Source organism: Micromonospora sp. NBC_01412 (assembly GCF_045040215.1).
Taxonomy (GTDB): Bacteria; Actinomycetota; Actinomycetes; order Mycobacteriales; family Micromonosporaceae; genus Micromonospora; species Micromonospora rubida.
In genome coordinates this window covers 5,652,415-5,675,749 of record NZ_CP109528.1, presented here as the reverse complement: position 1 = coordinate 5,675,749, position 23,335 = coordinate 5,652,415, and the positions used below count along the sequence as shown (strand labels likewise).

Here is a 23,335-nt window from a genome sequence, read left to right as displayed (position 1 = left end):
CGTGTCAGGCCGGGTCGGGAGCCGACGGGCCGGTGTTCGACCGGGAGGTGACCACGTCGAGCACGTGGGCCACCGCCTCGGCCATGGGCACGCCGTTGCGCTGCGAGCCGTCCCGGTACCGGAACGACACGGTCCCGGCGGCCACGTCGTCGTCGCCGGCGATCACCATGAACGGGATCTTCTGCTGCTGGGCGGTGCGGATCTTCTTCTGCATCCGGTCGTCGCCCGCGTCCACCTGGGCCCGGATGCCCTCGGCGCGCAGCGCCGCGACGAACCCGTGCAGGTAGTCGGTGTGGTCCTCGCGGATCGGGATGCCGACCACCTGCACCGGGGCCAGCCAGGCCGGGAACGCCCCCGCGTAGTGCTCGGTGAGCACCCCGAAGAACCGCTCGATCGAGCCGAACAACGCCCGGTGGAGCATCACCGGCTGCTTGCGGGTGCCGTCGGCGGCCTGGTACTCCAGCCCGAACCGGGCCGGCTGGTTGAAGTCGACCTGGATCGTCGACATCTGCCAGGTCCGGCCGATCGCGTCCCGGGCCTGCACCGAGATCTTCGGCCCATAGTAGGCCGCGCCGCCCGGGTCGGGCACCAGGTCCAGCCCCGACGCCTCGGCGGTGGCGCGCAGCACCTCCGTCGCCTCCGCCCAGTCGGCGTCGTCGCCGATGAACTTCGGCGAGTCGTCCCGGGTGGACAGCTCCAGGTAGAAGTCGTCCAGCCCGTAGTCGCGCAGCAGCTCCAGCACGAAGGTGAGCAGCTTCGACAGCTCGCCCGGCATCTGCTCCCGGGTGCAGTAGATGTGCGAGTCGTCCTGGGTCAGCCCCCGCACCCGGGTCAGGCCGTGCACCACGCCGGACTTCTCGTACCGGTACACCGTGCCGAACTCGAACAGCCGCAGCGGCAGCTCCCGGTAGGACCGCCCGCGCGCCCTGAAGATCAGGTTGTGCATCGGGCAGTTCATCGCCTTGAGGTAGTAGTCCACGCCCTCGAACTGGATCGGCGGGAACATGGTGTCCGCGTAGTAGGGCAGGTGGCCGGAGGTCTCGAAGAGCTGCCCCTTGGTGATGTGCGGGGTGTTGACGAACTCGTACCCCGCCGCCTCGTGCCGCTGGCGCGAGTAGTTCTCCATCTCCCGGCGGATGATGCCGCCCTTGGGGTGGAAGACCGGCAGGCCGGAGCCGACCTCGTCGGGGAAGCTGAACAGGTCCAGGTCCGAGCCGAGCTTGCGGTGGTCGCGCCGGGCGGCCTCCTCCAGCAGCTTCAGGTACGCCTTCAGCTCGTCCCGGGTCGGCCACGCGGTGCCGTACACCCGCTGGAGCTGCGGGTTCTTCTCGCTCCCCCGCCAGTACGCGGCGGCCGAGCGCATCAGCTTGAACGCCCCGATCAGCCGCGTGTTCGGCAGGTGCGGGCCCCGGCACAGGTCCGACCAGCAGACCTTGTCCTCCTTGGCGGCGAGGTTGTCGTAGATGGTCAGCTCGCCGCCGCCCACCTCCATCACCTCGGACGAGTCCAGCCCTTCGCCCTTGACGTCGATCAGCTCCAGCTTGAACGGCTCGGCGGCCAGCTCGGCCTTCGCCTCGTCCAGGCTGCCGAAGCGCCGCCGCCGGAACCGCTGACCGGACTTGACGATCTCCTGCATCCGCTTCTCGAGCTTGGCGAGGTCGTCGGGCTGGAACGGCTTCTCCACGGCGAAGTCGTAGTAGAAGCCGTTCTCGATCGGCGGGCCGATGCCGAGCTTCGCCTCCGGGAAGACGTCCTGCACGGCCTGGGCGAGCACGTGCGCGGTCGAGTGGCGCAGCACGTTCAGCCCGTCCGGCGAGTCGAGGGCGACCGGCTCGACGATGACGTCCTCGGCCGGCGTCCAGTCCAGGTCCCGGAGCTGGCCCTGCGGGTCGCGGACCACGACGACCGCCTTGGGGCCGCTGGCCGGCAGGCCGGCCGCGGCCACCGCGTCGGCCGCCGTCGTCCCGGCGGCGACGACGACGGGGTCGGCCACGACGGGGGTACGGGGTGCGGACACGGTGACTCCTTCAACTGACGACGAATGCGGCCGAACGACCGCCCCCGCTGATGCTAGCGGGCAGCAAAGGGTCCCTTCTTGCCGCATTCGGTGCAGACGCGGGGCGGTCAGCCCGCCCAGTCGGGCAGCGGCTCGCGGGCGGCGAGCCAGTCGGCGGGCACCCCGCCCGGCGGGCCGACACCGGTGTGGGCGGCCACCACCGCGCCGGCGATCGCCGCTGTGGTGTCCACGTCCCCGCCCGCCTCGACGCACGCCCGGACCGCGGCCGGGTAGTCGTCGAGGCGCGTGGCGGCGACCCAGAGCGTGAACGGGACGGTGTCCTGCGCCGTCACCCGGGAGCCGTTGCCGAGCGCGTCGGCGGCGACCGCCACCGGGCGGCCCAGCAGGCCGACGGCCCGGAGCACCCCCTGGTGCACCTGGCCGCCCGGATCGAGGGCGGCGGCCACTGCGGCGAGCAGCCGCGACGGCGGCGGGCGGTCCCCGTCGAGGCGGGCTCGGGCGGCCAGGGCGGCGGCCACCGCCACCGCCACCGCGCCGGCGATCCCCTCCGGGTGGGCGTGGGTGACCTCGGCGGACGCCCGGGCCTGGGCCGCCGCCCGCCGCGTCGAGTCGGCGAACCACGCCCCGAGCGGCCCGACCCGCATCGCCGCGCCGTTGCCGCACGAGCCCTGCCCGTCGAACGCGGAGGCCGCGGCGACGGGCCACGGCGTGCCGGTGCGGATCAGGCGCAGGATGGTCACCGCCCCGGGGCCGTAGCCGCGGTACGGCTCGCACCGGTGCGCGAACGCCAGCGCCAGCCGGTCCCGGTCGACCTCCCCGGCGCCGGCCAGTTCGGCCAGCACGGAGCACGCCATCTCGGTGTCGTCGGTCCACTGCCAGGGCGGCACGGGGAGCCGGCCGGCGGCGAGGTCCGCAGGCCGATGCCCCGGCACGAAGAACTGGGAGCCGAGGGCGTCGCCGACGGAGAGCCCGGCGAGGCTGTCCCGGGCGAGCGCCAGTCGGGTGTCCGGGAAGAGCGTGAAGGACATGGTCGTACCAGCTTGCCCGGTTCGCGGGTGCGCCGCAACGCGCCAGCTTGCCCTGCCGAGTACGGTGCTGACGTGGCCACGGTGCTCCTGGTCGAAGACGACCACGTCGTACGCGGCGCGATGCTGCGGTCCCTCGCCGACCGGGGGCACGCCGTACATGCCGTCGGCACGGCGCTGGACGCGCTGCGCCGGGTGGCCGCGGAGACCCCAGACCTGGTGGTGCTCGACCTCGGCCTGCCGGACCTGGACGGCTCGGACGCGCTGCGGATGCTGCGCGGCATCACCGACGTGCCGATCATCATCGCCACCGCCCGCGACGACGAGCAGTCGGTGGTGCGCCTGCTGCGGGCGGGCGCGGACGACTACATGGTCAAGCCGTTCACCGGCGCGCACCTGGACGCCCGGATCACCACGGTGCTGCGCCGGGCCGGCCGGGCCAGCCGGACGGTGCAGCCGGCCGTGCACACCGTCGGCGGCCTGCGGGTGGACGTCGGCGAGCGCAGCGCCCAGCTCGACGGGATGGCGCTCGTGCTGACCCGCAAGGAATTCGACCTGCTGGCGTATCTCGCCGCCCGACCGGGGCGGGTGGTTTCCCGCCGGGAACTCTTGGAGGAGGTATGGCACCAGCCATCGGTCGGCGAGGACCAGACCATCGACGTTCACCTGTACTGGCTGCGCCGCAAAATGGGCGAGTCCGCGGCGAAGCCGCGCTACCTGCGCACCGTGCGGGGGGTCGGCTTCCGGTTGGTGGCCCCGGACTGAGGGTCGCGCTGGCCTGGCTCACGGCCGGCATGTGCGCGCTCGTCGCGCTGGCGTTCCTGATCCCCCTCGGCATCAGCCTGGGCGAGCAGACCCGTCAGGAGGCCCTCGCCGACGCCGCCCGGCGCGGCGCGCTGGTCACCGGCGCGCTCGCGGTCAGCACCGAGCCGGCGGCGGTGCGCCGCGCGGTGGAGGCCAGCGGCGCGGACCCGGCGACCCGGCCGGTGGTGCACGGGCTGGGCGGCGCCGCGCCGACCGGTCGGGCCGACGCGGCGGCGCTGGCCAGGGCCGCCGCGGACCGGCGCTCGGTGGTCGTCGACGTGCCCGGCGGGGCGCTGCGGCTGGATCCGGTGGTGCTCGGCGACACGGTGGCCGTGGTCGAGGTGTTCGTGCCCGACTCCGCGCTCGATGCGGGTTCCGGGGGCCGCTGGCTGCTGCTGGCCGCGGTGGCGGTGGCTCTGGCCGGGGCGGCCGTGCTGCTGGTGGACCGCGTCGCCGCCCGCGCGGTCGAGTCGACCCGGGGGCTGGTGAAGGCCGCTCTCGCGGTGGGCGACGGCGACCTCGGGGTACGCGTCGAGCCGAGCGGCCCGCGCGAGCTGGCCGAGGCCGGCTACGCGTTCAACCGGATGGCTGACCGGATGGCGGCGGCGCACACCGACGAGCGGGAACTGGTGGCGGACCTGTCGCACCGGCTGCGCACGCCGCTGACGGTGCTGCGGCTGGACGCCGAGGGGCTGGACTCCGACGACACCAGCGTGGGCTCGTTCACGGAGGCGGAGCTGGACCGGCGGCGCACCATCCGGCGGATCCGGCAGGCCATCGTGACCCTCGAGGGCGAGATCGACGTGCTGATCAAGACGACCCGCAAGACGGTCGCCCACGACGCCGGCCCGGCGATGTGTGACGTCAGCGAGCTGGTCCGGGACCGGATGGTGTTCTGGTCGGCCCTCGCGGGGGACCAGAACCGGCCGCACCGGGTCAGCGGGGCGCAGCTGCGCATCCCGGCACCCGTGCCCCGGGCCGAGCTGGCCGCCGCCCTCGACGCGGTGATCGGCAACGTGTTCCGCTACACCCCGCAGGGCACCGCGTTCGAGCTTGCGGTCTCCCGCCGGGACGGATACGTGGCGATCCGCATCGACGACGCCGGCCCGGGCATCACCGACCCGGACCGGGCGCTGCGCCGGGGGGCCAGCGACCAGGGCTCCACGGGGCTGGGCCTGGACATCGCCAAGCGGGTGGCCTTGCAGGCCAACGGGTCGGTGAGCATCGACCGGGCCCGGCTCGGCGGGGCCAGCGTGGTGATGCTGCTGGCCGACCCGGAGGCCACCCCGAGGCAGGTCAGCCGGTTCGGCCTGGTCGGCCGGATGGCCCGGGAGGCGCGGGAGCAGAAGACCGGGGGCCGCCGCTGGCCCCGGCAGCGCCCCACGGACGGCTGACCGCCTTCCCGCCTGTGGGCAAACACAAGTCTTTCTTAGATTCGGATTAACGGCACCGGTTGGCCGGGCGCGGCCTGACAGGATCGAGGAGCGAACCCACCAGTTCCACCGGCCGCCCCCGGATCCACCCTCCTGGCCGGTGGAGTCCGTGCACGCGGCGGGAGTACGGCCCCCCCACAACCGGCTCCCGCCGCGCGCGCCGGCGCCCGCGAGCGGGCGCCGACCGGCCAGGCGGCTGCGGCGGCCCGGGTCAGCGGGTCGCCGCGGCCAGGTAGCCGTCGATCTCGGCGGTGAGCCGCGACTTCTCCCCCGGCTCCAGGAACGCGGCGGTCACCGCGGCTTTGGCCAGCGCGGCCACTCCCTCGGGGCCGAGCCCGAGCAGCCGGGCGGCCACCGCGTACTCGTCGTCGAGGGTGGTGCCGAACATCGGCGGGTCGTCGGAGTTGATGGTGACCAGCACGCCCGCCTCGACGAGCCGGGGCAGCGGGTGTTCGTCGAGGGAGGCGACCGCCCGGGTGCGCAGGTTGGAGGTCGGGCAGACCTCCAGGGCGATCTGCCGCTCCGCGAGGTGGGCGAGCAGCTCCGGATCCTCGGCGGCGGAGATGCCGTGGCCGATCCGCTCCGCGCCGAGGTCGCGCAGCGCGTCCCAGACGGTCTGCGGGCCGGTGGTCTCCCCGGCGTGCGGCACCGAGCGCAGCCCGGCCGCCCGGGCCTGGTCGAAGTACGGCTTGAACTGCGGTCGGGGCACCCCGATCTCGGGGCCGCCCAGGCCGAAGCTGATCAGCCCGTCGGGGCGTTCCTCCAGGCAGATCCGCAGGGTCTCCTCGGCGGCCGGCAGCCCCGCCTCGCCGGGGATGTCGAAGCACCAGCGCAGCGCGATGCCGAAGTCGGCCTCGGCCCGCTTCCGGGCGTCCTCGATCGCCTCGCAGAACGCGGGCGCGGGGATGCCCCGGCGCACATGCGAGTACGGGGTGACGGTCAGCTCGGCGTACCGGACCTGCTGGCGGGCCAGCTCGCGGGCGACCTCGTGGGTGAGGATCCAGACGTCCTCGGGGTCACGGATCAGGTCCACGACGCTGAGGTAGACCTCGATGAAGTGGCCGAAGTCCCGGAACGCGAAGTAGTCGGCGAGGGCGTCCGGGTCCGCCGGCACCGGGCTGCGTCCGGCGTGCCGGGCGGCCAACTCGGCCACGATCCGCGGCGACGCCGAGCCGACGTGGTGCACGTGCAGCTCCACTTTGGGCAGTCCGGCGATGAAGGTGGACAGGTCGGTCACGAGTTCTCCTCTGCGCGGGCGCCGGTTCGGGCGACGACGAAGATCCGGCGGAACGGGAAGGACACCTGGCCACTCCGGACCGGGTACGCCGCCGCGAGGCGCGCCCCCAGCGCGGTGCGGAAGTCGGCCCACCGCGCGGCGTCCAGCGCCGCCCGGACGGGGCGCAGCGCGGTGCCCTCCATCCAGGTCAACACCGGGTGGTCGGCGGGGACGGGGGCCGGCAGCAGGTGCACGTAGGTAGTCTCCCAGGCGTCGACCGCGCAGCCGGCACCGGTCAGCAGCGCGGCGTAGCCGACCGCGTCGTCGACCGGGGTCTCGCGCAGCAGCGGCGTCAGCTCGGCGGCCCACGGCCCCGCCCCGGCCACCGAGCGCAGCGCCCGGTGCGACGGGGCGTCGAAGTTCCCCGGTACCTGGACGGCGAGCCACGCCCCGGCGGGCAGCCCGGCGGCCCACCGGGCCAGCAGTTCCCGGTGCCCCGGCACCCACTGGAGCACCGCGTTGCTGACCACCACGTCGACGTCGGGGGCGGGGCGCCAGTCGCGCACGTCGCCGACCGCGAAGTCGACCGGTGCGCCCAGGGCGGCGGCCCGGTCGATCATCTCCGCCGACGAGTCGAGGCCGGCGATCCGGGCGCCTGGCCAGCGGGCGGCCAGGGTGGCGGTGAGCGTACCGGGACCGCAGCCGAGGTCGACGACGGCCCGGGGCCGCCCGGCCGGGACCCTGGAGACCAGGTCGTGGAAGGGCCGCCCCCGCTCGTCGTCGTAGCGCAGGTACGCCGCCGGGTCCCACATCGTCGCCTCCCAAACCGTACGTCCGTCTTGTTGCACCGTACGGCCCGCCGCACGGCCGGGCAAGCCGATCACTAGGCTCGGGGCATGCAGCAGCGCACCCTCCCCCGGCTCGGGCGGCACGTCGGTGTGGTCGGCCTCGGCGCCTGGCAGCTCGGCGCGGACTGGGGTCGGGTCGACGAGGCCGACGCGCTGGCCGTGCTGGCCGCCGCGGCGGACTCCGGCGTCACCTTCGTCGACACCGCCGACGTGTACGGCGACGGGCGCAGCGAGCAACTCATCGGCCGGTTCCTGAGGAGCCGGCCCGACGCCGGGCTGACCGTGGCGACCAAGATGGGCCGCCGGGTCGAGCAGCGGCCGGAGGCGTACACCGCAGAGAACTTCCAGGCCTGGACCGACCGGTCCCGGGCCAACCTCGGCGTGGACACCCTGGACCTGGTGCAGCTGCACTGCCCGCCCACGGCGGTGTTCGGAGACGACCGCGTCTTCGACGCCCTGGACGATCTCGTCGCGACCGGGCGCATCGCCGGGTACGGGGTCAGCGTGGAGACCTGCGACCAGGCGCTCACCGCGATCGCCCGGCCGGGCGTGGCCAGTGTCCAGATCATCCTGAACGCGCTGCGGCTCAAGCCCCTGGAGCGGGTGCTGCCAGCCGCCTCGGCCGCGGGGGTGGGCATCATCGCGCGGGTGCCGCTGGCCAGCGGCCTGCTCTCCGGCCGGTACGACGAGCACACCACCTTCCCCGCCGACGACCACCGCACCTTCAACCGGCACGGCGAGTCGTTCGACGTCGGGGAGACCTTCTCCGGGGTGGACCTCGACACCGGGCTGGCCGCCGTGCGCCGGCTCGCCCCGCTGGCCGGGACGGGCCGCACCCTGGCCCAGTTCGCGCTGCGCTGGGTGGTCGACCAGCCGGGCGTCACCGTGGTCATCCCCGGCGCCCGCGACGCCGACCAGGCCCGGCGCAACGCCGCCACCGCCGGCCTGCCGCCGCTGTCCACCGAGGAGCTGGCCATCGTCCGGCACACCTACGACGAGTTGGTCCGGCCGCAGGTGCACGACCGGTGGTGACCCGCCCGGGGGCGGCGGTGCTCGCCCACCCCGGTGACGACGCGCATGCTGGACGGGCCCGGCCGGTCGGCGAAGGAGGAACGCGATGAAGGGGTGGCTCCCGCTCACCCTCGGCCTGCTCGCCATGGTCGTGGGCGCCGTCTGGACGGTGCAGGGCCTCGGCTACGTCGGCGGCAGCATCATGACCGACCAGTCGATCTGGGCGCTGGTCGGCCCGCTACTGGTCCTGATCGGACTCGTGACGATCTGGCGCGGCCTGCGCAGCCGCCGCCGGCCCTGACCGCTCCCCCAACGGATCGGGCGCCCGGACCGGCCGGCCAGACGGACGATGCCGACCGGCTCTGGCCGTTCTCCAGCGGCGACAGCACCGAGCCGGCCAGACGGACGAGCCGATCGACGGGAGAGCCGGCCTGGCGGGTGCGGGGCGCGGCGACGGGTCCAGGGCACGGAAAACCCCGCATCCCGGACAGGACGCGGGGTTTCACTGTGATCCGGGCGGATCACCCGGCCTCGGCCGGCACGCCGGCCACGGCTGCTCAGATCGGGCGGACCTGCTCAGCCTGCGGGCCCTTCTGACCCTGGGCGATCTCGAACTCCACCCGCTGGTTCTCCTCCAGCGAACGGTAGCCGCTGGACTGGATCGCCGAGAAGTGGACGAAGACGTCAGCACCCCCGCCGTCGACGGTGATGAAGCCGAAGCCCTTGTCTGCGTTGAACCACTTCACGGTTCCCTGCGCCATGTGAATCTCCTTCTAAAACTGGCGGCCGAGCACGCCGTGCGGCCGTTTGGCCGTTTTCGAGCAGCGGCGCCTGAGGCCGCCCCCTGTGCAGGAGACTTTCTCTCACCCCACGCCATCTCGCAACAGCGTGGGACAGCAAACCACGTAGCGAAAACTCTGCACAGCGTACCCGAAGAGATCCTCTAAGAGGTGACCCGAAGGGCGCTCGAATTCCGATCCGGACGGGCCACGCCGCCGAGCGAAAGGGCCCTTTCCCGCGTACCGGAAAGGGCCCTTTCGCATGGTGCGGACGGGTCAGTCGGGCCAGCGGCCGGTCAGCCGGCGCACGCCGGCCGCCCCGCCCCGGTCCACGGCCGCCCGGACCACCGCGAAGATCGCGCCCTGGAGAGCGGCGGCGGCCAGGATCTCGCCCCAGCCACGGTCCTCGTCGGTGGCGCTCGGGGCCTCGCCGTCGCCGGCGGTCGCCTTCCAGACCTGCCGGAAGATCGCGCCCGCGCCCGTGCCGGCGGCGACGCCGAGCAGCACCCCGACCGGCTTGTACGCGGCCTTGCCGATGCCCCTGCTCACCTGCGCCTCCCCTGAACGATCAACAACACGATCATCGTAGCCACCGCGCCGGCGGCGACGGCCGCCCACGGCACCGGGCCGCGCAGCCCCGCACCGGCGGAGGACGCCCCCTCCCGGGCCGCTCCGGCGCCCTGCGCCGCCTGCTCCCGCACCCGGGCCACCGTCTGCGCGGCCTGCTCCCGCATCCGGCCCTTCGCCTGCTCGGCGGAGGACCTCAGGCGGGCCTTGACGTCGGCCTTGGCGGCCAGCGCCTCCATCGTCTCGCCCAGCTCCACCCTGGTCCGCCGGATCTCCTCGCGGAGCGCCTCGGTGTCGCCGGCCCCGTTGCCCGTCATGCCCGTCCCCTGTCCCTCACCGCGGCGGTGACGGTGTCCACGTCCGCCCGGACGCTGCGTACCGTCGCCGCCGGAACCGGCGGGACCGCCTGGCTGACCTGCTTCTTGCCGATCAGGGCGAGGATCCCCGCCAGCAGGAAGAGCGCCACCGCCACGATCAGCGCGCCCAGCCACGCGGGCATGACCAGCGCCAGCAGCAGGATCACGGCGGCGACCAGGGCGCCGAGCCCGTAGAGCGCCAGGGCCCCGCCGCCGCCGAACAGGCCGATCCCGATACCGGCGTGCTTGCCCTTCTGGGTCAGTTCCGCCCGGGCCAGCGCGAGCTCGTCCCGGACGAGGCGCGAGACCTGCTCCGTGGCCCGCTGCACCAGTTCCGCGGTGGACGGCTCGCTCCCGGTCCGAGACGTGCGGTGATTCGCGACGTCAGCCATGCTGTCCTCCTTTCACCATCACCGCGCTGTATGCCCGGAGTAGCCGCTCGTCAATCCTGCGCGGCGCAGCCAGTAACACTGACCACCCCGGGCACCAGTCCCCGAAAACCCCCCACCCAAACCCAAACCCCTTCTCTCACCACGCCCAGACCACGCCCGGTCCCCGGTGATCAAGAGGTTTGCGTCGGGATCTGCGATCCGCCCGACGCAAACCTCTTGATCACCGCATTCAGCGGGGGGTGGGGGTGGGGTGGGTGGGGGTTGGGGTTGGGGTGGGGGTGTCGTCGGGGCCGATGAAGGCTTCGCTGCGGGCCGTGCCGTCGTCGCTGCCGCCGAAGACCCGGGCGTCGTCGGGGACGTCGGTGTCGGCCAGCCGGCGCACCGGGCGCCTGGGCTGCACCGACTGCCAGGGCAGGGCGCCGGAGGAGTCGCCGACCTCGGCGCGCATCCGGGGCAGGGCGGTCGGGCGGTGGTCGCGGACCCAGCCGACCAGGTGCTCGCGCACCAGGCAGCGCAGGTCCCACAGGCTGCCGGCGTCCGCCGCGCTGACCAGGGCGCGGACCTTGACCAGGCCGCCGGTGGCGTCGGTCACCTGGAGTACGCAGACCCGGCCGTCCCACAGGTCACTGCTCTCCGCCAGCCGGCGCAGCTCCTCGCGCATCGCCTGCACGTTGACCGACCAGTCGACGTCGAACTCGGCGGTGCCCAGCACCGCGGCCTCGGTCCGGGTCCAGTTCTGGAAGGGCTTGCTGGTGAAGTACGAGGTAGGCAGGATCAGCCGGCGGTCGTCCCAGATCTGCACGACCACGTAGCTGAGGGTCAGCTCCTCGATCCGGCCCCACTCCCCCTCGACGACCACCACATCGTCCAGGCGCACCGCGTCGCTGAAGGCGAGCTGGAGCCCTGCGAAGACGTTGCCGAGCAGGCTCTGCGCGGCCAACGCGGCGACCACGCCGACCACGCCGGCGGAGGTCAGCACGCCGGCCCCGACGCCCCGGACGCTGGGGAAGGTCATCAGCATCACGCCGACGGTCAGGATCACGATCACCGCGATGGTCAGCCGGCGCAGCATCACCACCTGGGTACGTACCCGGCGGGCGTGCCGGTTGTTCGGCACGTCGACCCGGAACCGGGCCAGTGCCACGTCCTCGGCCGCCACCAGCAGCGAGGCGACCAGCCAGGCCGCGGCGGCGATGACGGCGAGCACCAGCATGTGCAGCACCACCTGCCGCCACTGCGTACCGACGGCGTAGCCGGTGGAGAACCGGACGGCGAACTGCACGGCGACGACGGTCGCGGCGACCTGGAACGAGCGGTGCGTGTGGTCGGTCAGCTCGGTCATCAGCAGCGAGCGCCGGCCGAGTCGCCGGGTCGCGCGGTGCACCACCTCGACCAGGAAAAGGGCGATCGCCGCCGCGGCGAGCGCGGCGACGATCGTCGTGAGGTAGCTCTGCACAGGTATCTCTCTCCCTCCAGCGGGCACCCTGGATCCGGGCAAAGGCCCAATGGTGCCCGCTGTTGCCCGATCCGACCAGGTCAGACCTTGCGGTACCGGGACTGGAGGAAGCAGTAGACCCCGAAGCAGGCGATGCCGAGGGCCACCAGGGCCAGCAGCACCGGGCCGTACGACTGGTCGCGCAGCGTGCGCAGCGCGGCGTCGAGGCCGCGGGCCTTCTCCGGGTCGTAGTTGACGGCGGCCACCACGACCAGCAGGCCGGCGATGCCGTACGCGACCCCCTTGGCGATGTAGCCGGCCATGCCGAGCCGGCGGGCCAGGGTGCGGGTGTGGGCGTTCATCTCGCCGGTCTTCAGGTGCTTCTCGAACTTCTTCTTCCACCCGTAGATCACCAGGCCGATGCCGATGGCGGCGAGCACCAGCCCGGCCAGGCCGACCAGCCAGCGTCCGCCGGAGGAGGTCATCAGCTTGCCGGTCAGCGCCTCGGACTGGTCGGCGTTGCTGCTGCCGGCGTTGGAGAAGACCTTCCAGGCGGTCCAGGCGAAGTAGAGGTAGACCAGGGTGCGGGCGGCCGAGGCGATCCGCTCGAAGAGCCGCTCCTTGTCGCGCTCGGTGCGGTGGCCGACGGCCGCCTCCAGGGCCTGCCAGATCGCCATGGCGAGCATGCCGACGGCGATCGCGACGCAGAGGAACTTGCCCATCGGCTTCTCGGCCAGGGTGCCCAGCGCACCGGACTGGTCGCCGCTCTTGCCGCCCGAGCCGCCGAAGGCGATCTGCAGGGCGAGCCAGGCGATCAGCAGGTGCACGACGCCGTAGCCGATGAAGCCGGCCCGGGCGAGTAGTTCGAGCCACCGGCTGTTCGCGGCCTGCGAGGCGGTGGCTTCGGCGTTCCGGGTGAGTGACATGGCGCCACAATCTCCGATTGCGGAGATCCCCAAACGTCGGCCACCGCCGCCGCGGCGACGCTAGCTGCTGGGATTGCGCGAGACTCGGATCTTGACCTCCTGGTCGGTGACGCTGTCCAGGGTGACGGCGAAGCCGCCGACCTCGGTGGCCTGCTGGCCGACGGTCAGCGACAGCTGTTCGCCGGCCACCTCGACGGTCACCTGGTCGCCCTGGGCGCCGACCAGCTTGGCCTCGACGCCGAGGATGGTGGCGCTGGCCTCGACGCCACGGTCGAAGGTGACCGTGCAGGCGTCCAGGCCACAGTCGGTGGAGGCGCCCTCGCTGCTACAGCCGGCCAGCAGGGCGACGCCGAGCGCCAGGCCGGCCAGCAGGCCGACGGCCCGGCGGGTGGGGGTGGACGGGGAGGTACCGGGTCGGTTCGTCACCCGATCAAGGGTACGAGACCCGCGCGAATACCCCCAGGCACGCAACCGCCCCTGCTCAACGCCTTCGTACCCCGGTTGCCGCCCGACGAGGTGGCCCGGTTGCCGGCCGAACCGGACGAGCCGGCCCGGGGCCCGGGGCAGAATGGCCGGGTGAGCTTCCTGGTCGAGGACAACCCCGCCCGCCGCCGCTTCGAGATCCTGGTCGACGACGCGCTGGCCGGTTTCACCGTGTACCTGCCCCGGGGCGAGGTGCTGGTCTTCACCCACACCGAGATCGACCCCGGGTTCCAGAACATGGGGGTCGGGTCCACGCTGGTGCGGGCCACCCTGGACCAGGTCCGCGAGCGCGGCGGCCGGGTGGTGCCCAGGTGCCCGTTCATGGCCGCGTTCATCGAGCGCCACCCGGAGTACGCGGACCTGGTCATCTCCGCCTGAACCGGCGGGCACGCCCGCCCGACCGGCCCACCGCGTCGGGCGGTCGAGCATCGGGCCGTCGGGCATCGGGCCGGCGAGCCGGCGAGCCGTCGGTCATCGGGCCGGCGGGCCGTCGAGCCGTCAGCCGGCGACGGGCTTCCCGAGGCCGGCCAGCGGCGGGGCGAGGGTGCCGGCGAGCAGCTCGGCGGCGGCGCGGGCTGCGGCCCGGGTGGCACCGTGGGTGGCCACGTGCACCACCCCGGCGACCAGTGCGGGCACGCCCAGTTCGACCACCACCGCGTCGGGGCGGGCGGCGATGGCCCGCCGCACGGCGGTGCGCATCCAGTCGTGCCGGTGCAGGTCGCGGACGACCAGCACCAGCGGCCGGCCGGCCGCCCCGGCGGTCGGGTCGGCGGGCAGGTCGGCCTCGCCGAGGCGTACCGAGGTGGTGCCGGTGAGCAGGCCGGCGAGGGGGGCGGCGACCCCCCACGGGGTCTCCTGGCCGATCGCCATGTTGCGCGGCGGCTCGAACTCGACCACGTGCGGGGCGGTGACCAGGGGCAGCGCCGCCTCGGCGCCGGTGCGCGCGGTCACCCGGACCGCCCGGCGGGCGGCGGCCAGCCCGACCAGGGAGCCGTCGACCGCGACGCCGGGGTGGGCCGGGACGGCGGCCTGGGCCCCCGTCGTCCAGCTCGCCAGCCGGCCGACCCGCTGGGCCGCCTCGGCCAGCCGCTCCTCGGGCAGCTCGCCGGCCACGACGGCGGCGACGATGGCGTCGCGCAGCTCGCGGGCGGAGTCCTCGTCGGCCCGCTCCCCGCCGACGCAGATCGCGTCCGCGCCGGCGGCGAGGGCGCGCACGGCCGACCCGGCGAAGCCGTACCGGTCGGCGACCGCGCGCATCTCCACCGCGTCGGTGACCACCACGCCGGTGAAGCCGAGCTCATCGCGGAGCAGGCCGCCGAGGATGCGCGGGCTGAGCGTGGCCGGCAGCTCCGGGTCCAGCGCCGGGACGAGCAGGTGGCCGGTCATCACCGCCTGCACCCCGGCCGCCACGGCGGCCCGGAACGGGACCAGCTCGGCGGCGTCGAGCTGTTGCCGGGTGCCGCCGATGCGGGGCAGGTCGTGGTGCGAGTCGACGCGGGTGTCGCCGTGGCCGGGGAAGTGCTTGGCGCAGGCGGCCACACCGCTGGACTGCAGCCCCCGGATCCAGGCGGAGGTATGCCGGGCGACCAGGGCCGGATCGGCCCCGAAGGCACGGACCCCGATGACCGGGTTGGCCGGGTTGGAGTTGACGTCGGCGTCCGGGGCGTAGTTGAGGGTGACGCCGACCGACGCCAGCTCGCGGCCGAGGTCGCGGGCCACCTCGTGGGTCAGCTCCGGGTCGTCGACCGCGCCGAGGGCGAAGTTGCCGGGGCGGGAGCTGCCCCGTCCGGACTCGATCCGGGTGACGTCGCCGGCCTCCTCGTCGATGCCGACCACCACGTCGGGCCGCTCCGCGCGCAGGGCCGCGGTGAGCGCGGCGACCTGGTCGAGGTCGACGATGTTGCGGGCGAAGAGGACCACCGAGCCGAGCCCTTCGCCGAGCCACCGGCGGACCCAGGGCGGTGGGGTGGTGCCGACGAATCCCGGTTGCAGGACGGCGGCCGCCAGGCTCGCCAGTTTTCCCGTCGGTGTGCTGCTCATGCGGCTGCCGTACCCCCGTCTTTCCCGTTTCGGACCCGGCCGCGGGCCGCGGCGGTGCTTGCCATGGTCACACCGGGTCCGCTAATAGTCAAGAAACCTTACTGTTAGTCCGTGGCGCGGCACGGCCCGACGTGGGAGAGTTCCCACATGCCACTGCCGCCCCTCGCCGACGCGACCAGCGCGGCCGACGTACCCGGTGTTCGGCTGCTCGGCCTGGTCGTCGGCGGCCTGCTCCTGCTCGCCGCCATCCGGGCGATGTTCCGCCGGCGCTGACCCCCGCGGTCGCCGGCCCCGCACCACGCCGGCCTGTTCGACCTGCACCGGCGCGAGCTGCCCCGGCTGCGATGAATCCACGCCCCCGGACGGGCCGCCGCCGGGCCGGGACGCGGCAGGGCGGCGCGCTCCTGAGGTGGGGTTTCGCCGCTGATCGCGACGGGTACCTCCGGCCCTCGATGAAACTGTCCACGCACTCGATGACGCTGCGCCGCGCGGCGCGCAGCCTGTTTGGTTGGACCGCCCTGCGGCCCAACCAGCTCGCCGCCATGCGCGCGGTGATGAAGCGACGCGACGCCCTGGTGGTGCTGCCCACCGGTGCCGGCAAGTCGGCGATCTACCAGATCCCGGCCAGCCTGATCCCCGGCCCGACCGTGGTGATCTCCCCGCTACTCGCCCTCCAGCAGGACCAGATCGCGGCGCTCAACGAGCGGCAACGCCCGGAGCTGCGGGCGGTGCGGATCAGCTCGGACGAGACCGCCGCCCAGCAGGCGGAGGCGATCACCGAGATCCGCGAGGGCCGGGCGGAGTTCCTGTTCATCACCCCGGAGCAGCTCGCCAACCCGGACCGGATGGCGGAGGTGAAGTCCCTCAAGCCGGCGCTCGTGGCGATCGACGAGGCGCACTGCATCTCGGCGTGGGGGCACGACTTCCGCCCCGACTACCTGGCGCTGGGACACCTCATCGACGGCATCGGCCGGCCGCCGGTGGTCGCGCTGACCGCCACCGCCTCGCCGCCCGTCCGCGACGACATCATCGCCCGGCTACGGCTGCGCGACGCCGAGGTGGTGGTCTCCGGGCTGGACCGGGCGAACCTCTTCCTCGAGGTGGCGCACTGCCCCACCGAGGACTACCGGTGGCGGCGGCTGATCGCGCTGCTGCGCGAGGACAGGCGGCCCGGGATCATCTACGTGCCGACCCGGCGCGCGGCCGAGGAGTTGGCCGGCCGGCTCACCGACGCCGGCTACCCGTCGCAGTACTACCACGGCGGCATGCCAGCCGGGGCGCGCGGCGAGCTGCACACGGCGTTCCTCGCCGACCAGGTGCCGATCATGGTGGCCACCTCCGCGTTCGGCATGGGCATCGACAAGCCCAACATCGCCTGGGTGGTGCACATGGCCCTGCCCGACTCGCCGGACAGCTACTTCCAGGAGATCGGCCGAGCCGGACGCGACGGGGAGCCGGCCCGGGTGCTGCTGCTCTGGCAGGCCGAGGACGTCGGCCTGCAACGCTTCTTCTCCGGCGGCCTGCCGGACGCCACCGAGCTGCGCGACCTGGCCGCCCTGCTGCGCAAGAAGCCGGCCACGAAGAAGGAGCTGCGGGAGCTGACCGGCCTGGGGCCGCGCAAGCTCGGCCAGTACCTCGCCCTGCTGGAGCAGGTCGGCGCCGCCGAGCCGCGGTCGAAGCAGCGGATCAGCGCGCCCCGGTACTCCCCCAAGCCGGCCGAGGCCGGCGAGGCCGCACGAGCCGAGGCGGAACGCCAGCAGACCGTGACCCGGTCCCGGACCGACATGATGCGGGCCTTCGCCGAGACCACCGGCTGCCGGGGGCAGACGCTGCTGGCGTACTTCGGCGAGCAGATGACGAAGGTGTGCGGGCACTGCGACAACTGCCTGGCCGGCACGAGCGTCGCCGACGACGGCGCCAGCGGGCCGTTCCCGGTGCACAGCCAGGTGCGGCACCCGGAGTGGGGGCCGGGCATGGTGCTCAGTTACGAGGACGACCGGATGACGGTGCTCTTCGAAGAGGTCGGCTACAAGACGCTGTCGGTGCGCGTGGTGTCCGAACAAGGGCTGTTGACCCTCGACTAGCCTGAGCCGGGCCCCGGCGACCGGGGTGCGGTGGCAGTCGAGCCGAGTGAGACCAGGATGAGAGGAGCGTGGACGTGATCGAGCAGCCGGCGTACACCGGGTTCGGTTTCTCCGACGAGGAGTGGGGGCTGCTGGCCGGCCTGCCGCAGGCGGTCCTCGCCGCGGCGAGCGTCGCCGAGCACGACAGCGCCCGTCGCACCATGGCCGAGAACGCCGCGGGCCTGGAGACCATCGCTACCGGCCGGGAGTCGGCCAGTCCCCTGGTCGCCGCCGTGGCCGGCGAGATCGTGTCCCGGGTGGGCGACCCGGAGGCCGGCGAGGAGCTGCCGGTGATCGTGCCGGCCGACCCGCGGGCGATGATCGAGGACGTGCTGAACCGGGCGGCCTCGGCGGCCCGGCTGCTGGCCACCAAGGTCGACGAGGGCGAGGCCGGCGCCTACAAGCACTGGCTGGTGGAGATCACCGAGAATGTGGTGGGTGCGGCGTCCAGCGGCGGCATCCTCGGCCTCGGCGGCGACCAGGTGAGCGACTCCGAGCGGCGGTTCCGCGACCGACTCTCCCAGGTCCTCAACGACTGATCCCGAGCGTCACACCGGCCGTCCCCGGATTGGGGGCGGCCGGGTCGAATCGCTGCTTCCTTCCCCGGGCAGCGCGTCGCTGGCTGCGCGGCAGGGACCCGGAGCGCCTCTGGTCTGCCAAGCGCGGCGCGGCCGGTACGTGGCCGAGGACCGGGTGGCCGCCCTCACCGCCGCAGCGGACGAGACGATCGAGCCGGCCGTGTTGGTGACGCACAGCGTCGGCTGCCGCACCGTGGCGCTGTGGGCGCTCGGCGGCCCAGCCTGGTGTGGAGAGCGCCGCAGGTCGTCGCCCCGCCGGACATCGACGAGCCGTGGACGGAAAGTTCTCGATGCTGTCGCTGCCCGGCGGTCCGCTGCCGTTCCCGTCGATCCTGGCCGCGAGTTGCAACGACCCGATGATGGGGAACGAGCGGGACGGTGCTCCGGGCACGGCGGTGGGCTGCGGAGCTGGGCGACCTTGGCGACAACCGAAGATCTTGTTACTCGATTCCGGTGCCTCAAACCAAGCGCATACCGAGCGCGTTCCCGAAACGCAGGAGGCAGCCGCAGACCAGACGCCGTCCGTGGTCAGGGACCGCCGTGAACGGGTTATGTCCGTTTGCAACATCGCCGGCCGCCGCCGAGCCGATATCAGTCACGGCGGGCGTTGTTTTCGTACAGGTCGATCAACACACTGTCGCCGTAGGGCGCGCGGATCTGCCGATGTCAGTATGTCGGGCCTTCCGGCACTTGTCGTTTACGCATTGTCGGGGAGCGGCGGCGTCGTGGTCGTGCTGGCGCCCAGTTCCGTATGCAGGAGGTCGGTGAGAATTCCGATCGGGTCCTCCCAGCGGTCGTCGGCCCAGTCGCCGTTGACGTTGGCGACAATTATGTGTTTGCCGTCGCGTGTTCCGTAGGCATACGTCCAAGACCCGAAGGTTGCACCGCCCATACCCCACGCCTTGCCCCTGTGGGGGAGATCGAGGGAAGAGATGCCCAGGCCGTACTCGGCGGTCGGGATCCAATTGGTGGTCGGCACCGTGGCGAACATTTCGTGCTGTAGTGCCGGTGGGAGTAGTTGGCCGCCGAGCAAGGCTTGAAGGAATCTGGCGAGGTCGCCGGTAGTGGAGATCATCGCGCCGGCGGCCCAAAACAGGGACGGGTCGAATTCGGTGGCATCGTGGGTCTCCGCGTCAGCGCCTGAGATGTTGAGCCGGGTGTAGTGGCGGACATGCCGACCATGAATGGTGGGGTCGTCGCCCGAGGGCAGGTAGGTGGCGGGTAGCTGGAGTGGTCGGCTGATGCGGTGGTCTATCTCCTCGGCCAGTGGTCGGCCGGTGACCTGCTCAATGATCAGGCCGGCGAGGATGTAGTTGGTGTTGGAGTAGGCCCAGCTCGTGCCCGGCGCAAAGTGAGGTGGATGCGCGACGGCGATCTGCACCAGCAGCTCTGGCGGGTGGCGGTCGTGCTGATTGAGTGCCTGCTGGTCCAGCGTGTAGTTGAAGATCCCGCTGGTGTGGTTGAGCAACTGCCGCACAGTGACGGCGTCGCCATCGTGACCGTTGCCACGGACGAGTCCGGGCAGTCTCTTCCCAATGGGCTCGTCCAGGTCGAGCTCGTTTTCGGCGGCAAGCTGAAGCATCACAGTGGCGACGAATGTCTTGGTGATGCTGCCGATGCGGAAGCGGTCCTCGGGGTGCCGGGGACGGTGCGCAGCGGTATCTGCCATGCCAGCCGAGCCGTACCAGGTTTGATGGCCGGTGCGGACCTCGACGGCGATGCCGGGCAGTCGTGCCAGTGTCACCGCACTGTCCAGCAGGTGTTGCGTCCGGGTGTGCCGGTCGGCGTTCAGCATCGACATAGTTCTCCTCGTATCGGATCTACTGTGCGATCACAGTAGGTTGATGTTGACGTACGGAGCAACGGATCCAATCGCCCTACGCGGCCGTAAGCGCGGGAAACTCGGAGGATGTTGCAATGATGTGCAGCTGAATGCATCGGCGATGGGGGACATTGCAATGAAGGTGGCGAAGCGTCTACGGTGCGCCCGAGGACCGGGTGGGCAGGGTCGGGATGCCAGGTAGCAGGCTCAGCGAGCAGGACCGTCGACGGATCGAAGCAGGGCTGGGCGCTGGTCTGGGTTACGCCGAAATCAGCCGGATGCTGGGCAGGCCGACGTCGACCATCAGCCGTGAGGTCGCTCGCAACGGCGGGCCTGCCCGCTATCGAGCCGATCACGCCCAGCGGGCAACCGAGTGGCGGGCGCACCGGCGTACCCCGTCAGCGCACCCGGTGGTCGACATGACAGACGGCCGCTACCGGCGTGACGCCGAGGCCGTCGAGGAGTTCGCCGGGAAATTCGTGGACGTGATGTTGCGTACCGGCATGCCGCCGATGGCGGCCCGGGTGCTGGTCTGCCTCATGATGACCGACACCGGCGCGCTCACCGGTGTCGAACTGGCCGCGCAGCTGCGGGTCAGCCGCGCGTCGGTGTCGAAGGCGGTTGCCTACCTGGAAACCTTGGCGATGCTGGGACGCGAACGATCTGCCGGACAGCGTCGTGAGCGCTACGTCATCGACGACGACATGTGGCTGCGGGCTTGGGCGGACAACATTCGTACCAATGCCATGTGGGCCGACACCGCCCGGCAGGGAGCTGACCTACTCGGCCAGCGCACTCCTGCGGGAGCCCGCCTCCATCACTTTGCCGCCTTCTTCACCGATCTCAACGGTGACATGAGTAGCGCTCCCGCCACCGCCGGCGTCACCGACGCGCTCACAGTTGTGACCGCGCTGGCATACGCCCGCAGGGCACTGTCGGCACATCGGCTAATCACCGCGCTGCACTGGTCATCCGACCGCCTCCATCGAGCACTGCACACCATTGCCGGCCATCCGTCGATCGGCGGCCCACTTACCGTCCACCGAGACGGCAACGGCCGATACGCGTGCTCCGCCAGATTGGAGCGATTGAACGCCGCGCAACTCGACGCATTGGACCGCATCATTTCGCCAGATTGTTGAGCAGCCCCGGCTCAGCTTCACGTCCAACACACTCAACTGCCGCGAACGGCGGGTGCCTCTGGGGCGATCTCGTGGTGCGTCAGGGTGTCAGCATGGTCTGGAACTCTTGGGCTTCGGGCAATGTTCGAAGGTGTGCCGGCACCTCCCGGTACAGGTCAAGGGCGCGCTTGCGGGTCAGATCCGTTCGGAAGCGGCCTGGTAGGTCGACGAGTGCCTCGGTGGCGGCGTGGCAACCGTCGATGGCGTTGCCGTCGCTGTGGTCGCACATCGCGGCGTCGAGGCGTATCAGGGTGCGGGTGAGGGCGCTCGTTGGTGCCGACAGCGCCACCGCCTGGGCCTGGTTCTGCCGGGGCCGGGTGGTCTCGCCGAGTGCGGTGAGGGCGTGGGAGAGGTGCACCCGGTGCTTTTGTTCGCAGTGGCCGAACCAGGAGTCGGTGCGTTCGTCTGTGGGGAGATGGTCGGCGAGGCGGTCGGCGTCGGTAAGCGCGGCCGGGGCCTTGTCGCGTTGGCCGCTGAGGGCGTAGGCGCGGGCGGCGACGGCGGAGGCGAGGGTGGCCGCTGCGGTGGTGCCTTTGCCTACGTCGCGGAGGCGCTTCGGGTGGATCCGTCGGTGTTGGTGGGCGGGACGCCGTCGTCGACGACCCTCGCTGTTGAGGGCGTGGACGGAGTACGGGCCGTGCTCGCGCGTTACCCCGCCGGCCCAGCACCGGCGACGGGACACCCACCCACCCCGCCGCAGCGGGGGCAGTTTCACGGAAAGAGTGGCCTCGCGGTGCGAGATGACCACTCTTTCCGTGAAACTGCATGGATCTTGGTCGCGGTCAGTGGGCGGTGGCACGCGGCGGCGGCGTTCGGCGCGCCACCAGCGGTGGATCAGCACCGCGCCGACGATCAGGTGAGGCCGTCCGGGGCGACGGCGTACCAGTTGACCTGTCCCGGCGAGGTGGCCGCCGCGCCGAGTGCCGCGTAGCCGAAGGCGGTGGGGGCGGAAGCGAGGATGCCTCCGGTCAGGAAGAGGGCAGCATTCGGGTGCCGGTGGTGCCGTACCGGGGCTCCGGTGGCGGCCCGGCCACTCCCAGCGTCGACAATGGAGCAGTGTCACGGACGGGGACATGTGCGATGGACGCGCCTTCCGGCGATGAGCGACGGCCGACCGTGTCGTCGTCGACCGGCGGGGGCGCCACGCGGGGAGGTCGGTGATGGGCACACTGCGGGCCGAGACGGTGGACACGGCAACGCTGCCGCCGGCGGAGCGGTGGCCCTTCTGGGTCGACATGTCGGCCCAGGTCTCCGCGCCGATCGCGTTCGCCAGCGACCACGCGGCCGACTTCCGGGGCCGCGCCCGGCTGGTCGACCTGGGCGGCGGAATCCAGCTGACCCGGTTCCGCTACCAGTCCCTGATCGGGCGGCGGACCCCCCGGCTGATCCGCCAGGCCGACCCGGAGGTCTACCAGATCCCGCTGACCGTCGCCGGCACCAGCGCGATCAGCGCCCGGCGCCGGAACACCGCGATGGGCAGCGGTGACTTCGCGCTCATCGACTGGGGCCGGCCGCACGACATCATGCACGCCAGCCGGCAACACGGCCGGGAGGACGCCGCCTCGGCCACCGTGGTCATCCCCCGGGCGCTGCTGCCGCTGGACACCGACAAGGTCGACCGGCTCTCGGCGGTGCGGATCTCGGGCGCGCAGGGGCCCGGCGCGCTGCTCGCCCAGCACCTGCACCGGATCACCCGGCATCCCGAGCAGTTCCGCGCCACCGACGCCCCGCACCTCGCCGACATCACCCTCACCCTGGTCTCCCTGCTGCTCGCCCGCCACCTCGACGCCGAGGCCGCCCTCCCCACCGAGATGCGCCAACAGGCCCTACTCACCCAGGTACGCGACTTCGTCGAGCGCCATCTCGGCGACCCCGACCTATCCCCCCAGTCCGTCGCCGACGCCCACCACGTCGCCCTGCGCACCCTGCACCGCCTCTTCGCCGACCAGGACGAATCCGTCAGCGGCGTCATCCGCCGACGCCGCCTCGAACGCTGCCGCCGCGACCTCGCCGACCCGCTCCTGCGCGACCAGACCGTCCAGGCCATCGGCGCGCGCTGGGGCTTTCGCGACAAGACCCACTTCAGCCGCGCCTTCCGCGCCGCGTACGGCACCAGCCCGCGCGCCTTCCGGGAGAGCCGGTGGCAGGAGGCGGGCCGGCCCGACCCGCCCACGGACTGCGCCGCACCGCAGGAGTGACCCGTACCACCCGCCGGGGCGCTTACCCGGACGCACCGCCCGCAACGGCACGGATCGTCAACCACCCGGCGTCCACCGTCAACTCGGTTCCGCCGCCGTCC

At 72.7% G+C, this 23,335-nt stretch carries 24 protein-coding genes and 1 pseudogene; 10 read left to right on the top strand and 15 right to left on the bottom strand.

Annotated elements, in window-relative coordinates:
* Nucleotides 1–4: 4 nt before the first annotated feature.
* Both thrS and OG617_RS25060 read right to left on the bottom strand, forming a co-directional pair.
* A complete protein-coding gene (gene thrS, locus OG617_RS25065) occupies nucleotides 5–2,017 on the bottom strand; it encodes a threonine--tRNA ligase (RefSeq protein WP_405095415.1) in 2,013 nt (670 codons plus the stop codon).
* 107 nt (nucleotides 2,018–2,124) lie between these two features.
* Nucleotides 2,125–3,045: an ADP-ribosylglycohydrolase family protein gene (locus OG617_RS25060; protein ID WP_405095414.1), complete on the bottom strand. Its 921-nt coding sequence runs from the start codon at nucleotides 3,043–3,045 to the stop codon at nucleotides 2,125–2,127.
* A gap of 72 nt (nucleotides 3,046–3,117) precedes the next feature.
* On the opposite strand from OG617_RS25060, the gene OG617_RS25055 reads away from it, so the two are divergent.
* Together OG617_RS25055 and OG617_RS25050 are read left to right on the top strand one after the other, a co-directional pair.
* Nucleotides 3,118–3,807, top strand: coding sequence for a response regulator transcription factor (locus tag OG617_RS25055; RefSeq protein WP_405095413.1), 690 nt, complete (start codon nucleotides 3,118–3,120; stop codon nucleotides 3,805–3,807).
* Between the two features lie 29 nt (nucleotides 3,808–3,836).
* On the top strand, nucleotides 3,837–5,240 hold the full coding sequence (locus OG617_RS25050) for an ATP-binding protein (RefSeq protein ID WP_405095412.1): 1,404 nt from the start codon (nucleotides 3,837–3,839) through the stop codon (nucleotides 5,238–5,240).
* Nucleotides 5,241–5,490: 250 nt separating this feature from the next.
* Here the strand turns inward: OG617_RS25050 and OG617_RS25045 are convergent, their stop codons facing one another.
* Complete coding sequence (locus OG617_RS25045) at nucleotides 5,491–6,516, bottom strand: adenosine deaminase (RefSeq protein ID WP_405095411.1); 1,026 nt, start codon at nucleotides 6,514–6,516, stop codon at nucleotides 5,491–5,493.
* A complete protein-coding gene (locus OG617_RS25040; RefSeq protein WP_405095410.1) occupies nucleotides 6,513–7,307 on the bottom strand; it encodes a trans-aconitate 2-methyltransferase in 795 nt (264 codons plus the stop codon). The genes OG617_RS25045 and OG617_RS25040 overlap by 4 nt, the downstream gene beginning before the upstream one ends.
* A gap of 84 nt (nucleotides 7,308–7,391) precedes the next feature.
* Between OG617_RS25040 and OG617_RS25035 the strand changes: the two genes are divergently transcribed.
* A complete protein-coding gene (locus tag OG617_RS25035; protein ID WP_405095409.1) occupies nucleotides 7,392–8,375 on the top strand; it encodes an aldo/keto reductase in 984 nt (327 codons plus the stop codon).
* A gap of 85 nt (nucleotides 8,376–8,460) precedes the next feature.
* Nucleotides 8,461–8,655, top strand: coding sequence for a hypothetical protein (locus OG617_RS25030; protein ID WP_405095408.1), 195 nt, complete (start codon nucleotides 8,461–8,463; stop codon nucleotides 8,653–8,655).
* Nucleotides 8,656–8,911: 256 nt separating this feature from the next.
* Here OG617_RS25030 and OG617_RS25025 read toward each other — a convergent pair whose 3' ends face one another.
* The 7 genes from OG617_RS25025 to OG617_RS24995 form a co-directional block, all read right to left on the bottom strand.
* Nucleotides 8,912–9,115, bottom strand: a complete 204-nt coding sequence (locus tag OG617_RS25025; protein WP_088962828.1) for a cold-shock protein — start codon at nucleotides 9,113–9,115, stop codon at nucleotides 8,912–8,914.
* Between the two features lie 294 nt (nucleotides 9,116–9,409).
* The gene (locus OG617_RS25020; protein ID WP_405095407.1) at nucleotides 9,410–9,682 is read right to left on the bottom strand and encodes a DUF4235 domain-containing protein; all 273 of its coding nucleotides are present in this window, start codon (nucleotides 9,680–9,682) and stop codon (nucleotides 9,410–9,412) included.
* The gene (locus tag OG617_RS25015; protein ID WP_405095406.1) at nucleotides 9,679–10,017 is read right to left on the bottom strand and encodes a DUF3618 domain-containing protein; all 339 of its coding nucleotides are present in this window, start codon (nucleotides 10,015–10,017) and stop codon (nucleotides 9,679–9,681) included. Before OG617_RS25015 ends, OG617_RS25020 begins: the two co-directional genes overlap by 4 nt.
* Entirely contained in the window at nucleotides 10,014–10,448 is a 435-nt protein-coding gene (locus tag OG617_RS25010) for a phage holin family protein (protein ID WP_396681152.1), read from the bottom strand. The genes OG617_RS25015 and OG617_RS25010 overlap by 4 nt, the downstream gene beginning before the upstream one ends.
* Before the next feature lie 229 nt (nucleotides 10,449–10,677).
* A complete protein-coding gene (locus tag OG617_RS25005; protein WP_405095405.1) occupies nucleotides 10,678–11,904 on the bottom strand; it encodes a mechanosensitive ion channel family protein in 1,227 nt (408 codons plus the stop codon).
* 80 nt (nucleotides 11,905–11,984) lie between these two features.
* Nucleotides 11,985–12,809: a DUF1206 domain-containing protein gene (locus OG617_RS25000; protein WP_405095404.1), complete on the bottom strand. Its 825-nt coding sequence runs from the start codon at nucleotides 12,807–12,809 to the stop codon at nucleotides 11,985–11,987.
* Between the two features lie 60 nt (nucleotides 12,810–12,869).
* Nucleotides 12,870–13,235: a hypothetical protein gene (locus OG617_RS24995; RefSeq protein WP_405095403.1), complete on the bottom strand. Its 366-nt coding sequence runs from the start codon at nucleotides 13,233–13,235 to the stop codon at nucleotides 12,870–12,872.
* Between the two features lie 99 nt (nucleotides 13,236–13,334).
* On the opposite strand from OG617_RS24995, the gene OG617_RS24990 reads away from it, so the two are divergent.
* Entirely contained in the window at nucleotides 13,335–13,670 is a 336-nt protein-coding gene (locus OG617_RS24990) for a GNAT family N-acetyltransferase (protein ID WP_405095402.1), read from the top strand.
* 120 nt (nucleotides 13,671–13,790) lie between these two features.
* Here the strand turns inward: OG617_RS24990 and OG617_RS24985 are convergent, their stop codons facing one another.
* On the bottom strand, nucleotides 13,791–15,332 hold the full coding sequence (locus OG617_RS24985) for a glycoside hydrolase family 3 protein (RefSeq protein WP_405095401.1): 1,542 nt from the start codon (nucleotides 15,330–15,332) through the stop codon (nucleotides 13,791–13,793).
* Between the two features lie 147 nt (nucleotides 15,333–15,479).
* Between OG617_RS24985 and OG617_RS24980 the strand changes: the two genes are divergently transcribed.
* The 3 genes from OG617_RS24980 (at nucleotide 15,480) to OG617_RS24970 (ending at nucleotide 17,994) form a co-directional block, all read left to right on the top strand.
* Nucleotides 15,480–15,605 (top strand): hypothetical protein, encoded by a 126-nt coding sequence (locus OG617_RS24980; protein WP_256371533.1) that lies wholly within the window; start codon nucleotides 15,480–15,482, stop codon nucleotides 15,603–15,605.
* A 179-nt stretch (nucleotides 15,606–15,784) separates the two neighbouring features.
* Nucleotides 15,785–17,416, top strand: a complete 1,632-nt coding sequence (locus OG617_RS24975) for a RecQ family ATP-dependent DNA helicase (protein WP_405095400.1) — start codon at nucleotides 15,785–15,787, stop codon at nucleotides 17,414–17,416.
* A gap of 74 nt (nucleotides 17,417–17,490) precedes the next feature.
* On the top strand, nucleotides 17,491–17,994 hold the full coding sequence (locus OG617_RS24970) for a hypothetical protein (RefSeq protein WP_405095399.1): 504 nt from the start codon (nucleotides 17,491–17,493) through the stop codon (nucleotides 17,992–17,994).
* A gap of 736 nt (nucleotides 17,995–18,730) precedes the next feature.
* Here OG617_RS24970 and OG617_RS24965 read toward each other — a convergent pair.
* A complete protein-coding gene (locus OG617_RS24965; protein ID WP_405095398.1) occupies nucleotides 18,731–19,834 on the bottom strand; it encodes a serine hydrolase domain-containing protein in 1,104 nt (367 codons plus the stop codon).
* 212 nt (nucleotides 19,835–20,046) lie between these two features.
* Between OG617_RS24965 and OG617_RS24960 the strand changes: the two genes are divergently transcribed.
* Complete coding sequence (locus tag OG617_RS24960; RefSeq protein ID WP_405095397.1) at nucleotides 20,047–20,997, top strand: helix-turn-helix domain-containing protein; 951 nt, start codon at nucleotides 20,047–20,049, stop codon at nucleotides 20,995–20,997.
* Between the two features lie 79 nt (nucleotides 20,998–21,076).
* On the opposite strand, the gene OG617_RS24955 is transcribed toward OG617_RS24960, so the two are convergent.
* Together OG617_RS24955 and OG617_RS24950 are read right to left on the bottom strand one after the other, a co-directional pair.
* Nucleotides 21,077–21,718 carry a hypothetical protein gene (locus tag OG617_RS24955; RefSeq protein ID WP_405104124.1) on the bottom strand — a complete coding sequence of 214 codons (642 nt, stop codon included), beginning with the start codon at nucleotides 21,716–21,718 and terminating at the stop codon, nucleotides 21,077–21,079.
* Nucleotides 21,719–21,844: 126 nt separating this feature from the next.
* A pseudogene (locus tag OG617_RS24950) lies at nucleotides 21,845–22,043 on the bottom strand (TVP38/TMEM64 family protein); the annotation flags it as partial.
* A 153-nt stretch (nucleotides 22,044–22,196) separates the two neighbouring features.
* Here OG617_RS24950 and OG617_RS24945 point away from each other — a divergent pair.
* A complete protein-coding gene (locus OG617_RS24945; RefSeq protein ID WP_405095396.1) occupies nucleotides 22,197–23,234 on the top strand; it encodes a helix-turn-helix domain-containing protein in 1,038 nt (345 codons plus the stop codon).
* Nucleotides 23,235–23,335 lie beyond the last annotated feature (101 nt).

What these genes read in the sequence shown, in the direction of transcription:
- OG617_RS24975 (WP_405095400.1), top strand. Translation starts at nt 15,785, where the DNA reads ATGAAACTGTCCACGCACTCGATGACGCTGCGCCGCGCGGCGCGCAGC.
- OG617_RS24985 (WP_405095401.1), bottom strand. Translation starts at nt 15,332, where the DNA reads ATGAGCAGCACACCGACGGGAAAACTGGCGAGCCTGGCGGCCGCCGTC.
- OG617_RS25040 (WP_405095410.1), bottom strand. Translation starts at nt 7,307, where the DNA reads ATGTGGGACCCGGCGGCGTACCTGCGCTACGACGACGAGCGGGGGCGG.
- OG617_RS24965 (WP_405095398.1), bottom strand. Translation starts at nt 19,834, where the DNA reads ATGTCGATGCTGAACGCCGACCGGCACACCCGGACGCAACACCTGCTG.
- OG617_RS24945 (WP_405095396.1), top strand. Translation starts at nt 22,197, where the DNA reads ATGGGCACACTGCGGGCCGAGACGGTGGACACGGCAACGCTGCCGCCG.
- OG617_RS25050 (WP_405095412.1), top strand. Translation starts at nt 3,837, where the DNA reads ATGTGCGCGCTCGTCGCGCTGGCGTTCCTGATCCCCCTCGGCATCAGC.
- OG617_RS25060 (WP_405095414.1), bottom strand. Translation starts at nt 3,045, where the DNA reads ATGTCCTTCACGCTCTTCCCGGACACCCGACTGGCGCTCGCCCGGGAC.
- OG617_RS25010 (WP_396681152.1), bottom strand. Translation starts at nt 10,448, where the DNA reads ATGGCTGACGTCGCGAATCACCGCACGTCTCGGACCGGGAGCGAGCCG.
- OG617_RS25035 (WP_405095409.1), top strand. Translation starts at nt 7,392, where the DNA reads ATGCAGCAGCGCACCCTCCCCCGGCTCGGGCGGCACGTCGGTGTGGTC.
- OG617_RS24980 (WP_256371533.1), top strand. Translation starts at nt 15,480, where the DNA reads ATGCCACTGCCGCCCCTCGCCGACGCGACCAGCGCGGCCGACGTACCC.
- OG617_RS25030 (WP_405095408.1), top strand. Translation starts at nt 8,461, where the DNA reads ATGAAGGGGTGGCTCCCGCTCACCCTCGGCCTGCTCGCCATGGTCGTG.
- OG617_RS25015 (WP_405095406.1), bottom strand. Translation starts at nt 10,017, where the DNA reads ATGACGGGCAACGGGGCCGGCGACACCGAGGCGCTCCGCGAGGAGATC.
- OG617_RS24960 (WP_405095397.1), top strand. Translation starts at nt 20,047, where the DNA reads ATGCCAGGTAGCAGGCTCAGCGAGCAGGACCGTCGACGGATCGAAGCA.
- OG617_RS25025 (WP_088962828.1), bottom strand. Translation starts at nt 9,115, where the DNA reads ATGGCGCAGGGAACCGTGAAGTGGTTCAACGCAGACAAGGGCTTCGGC.
- OG617_RS25000 (WP_405095404.1), bottom strand. Translation starts at nt 12,809, where the DNA reads ATGTCACTCACCCGGAACGCCGAAGCCACCGCCTCGCAGGCCGCGAAC.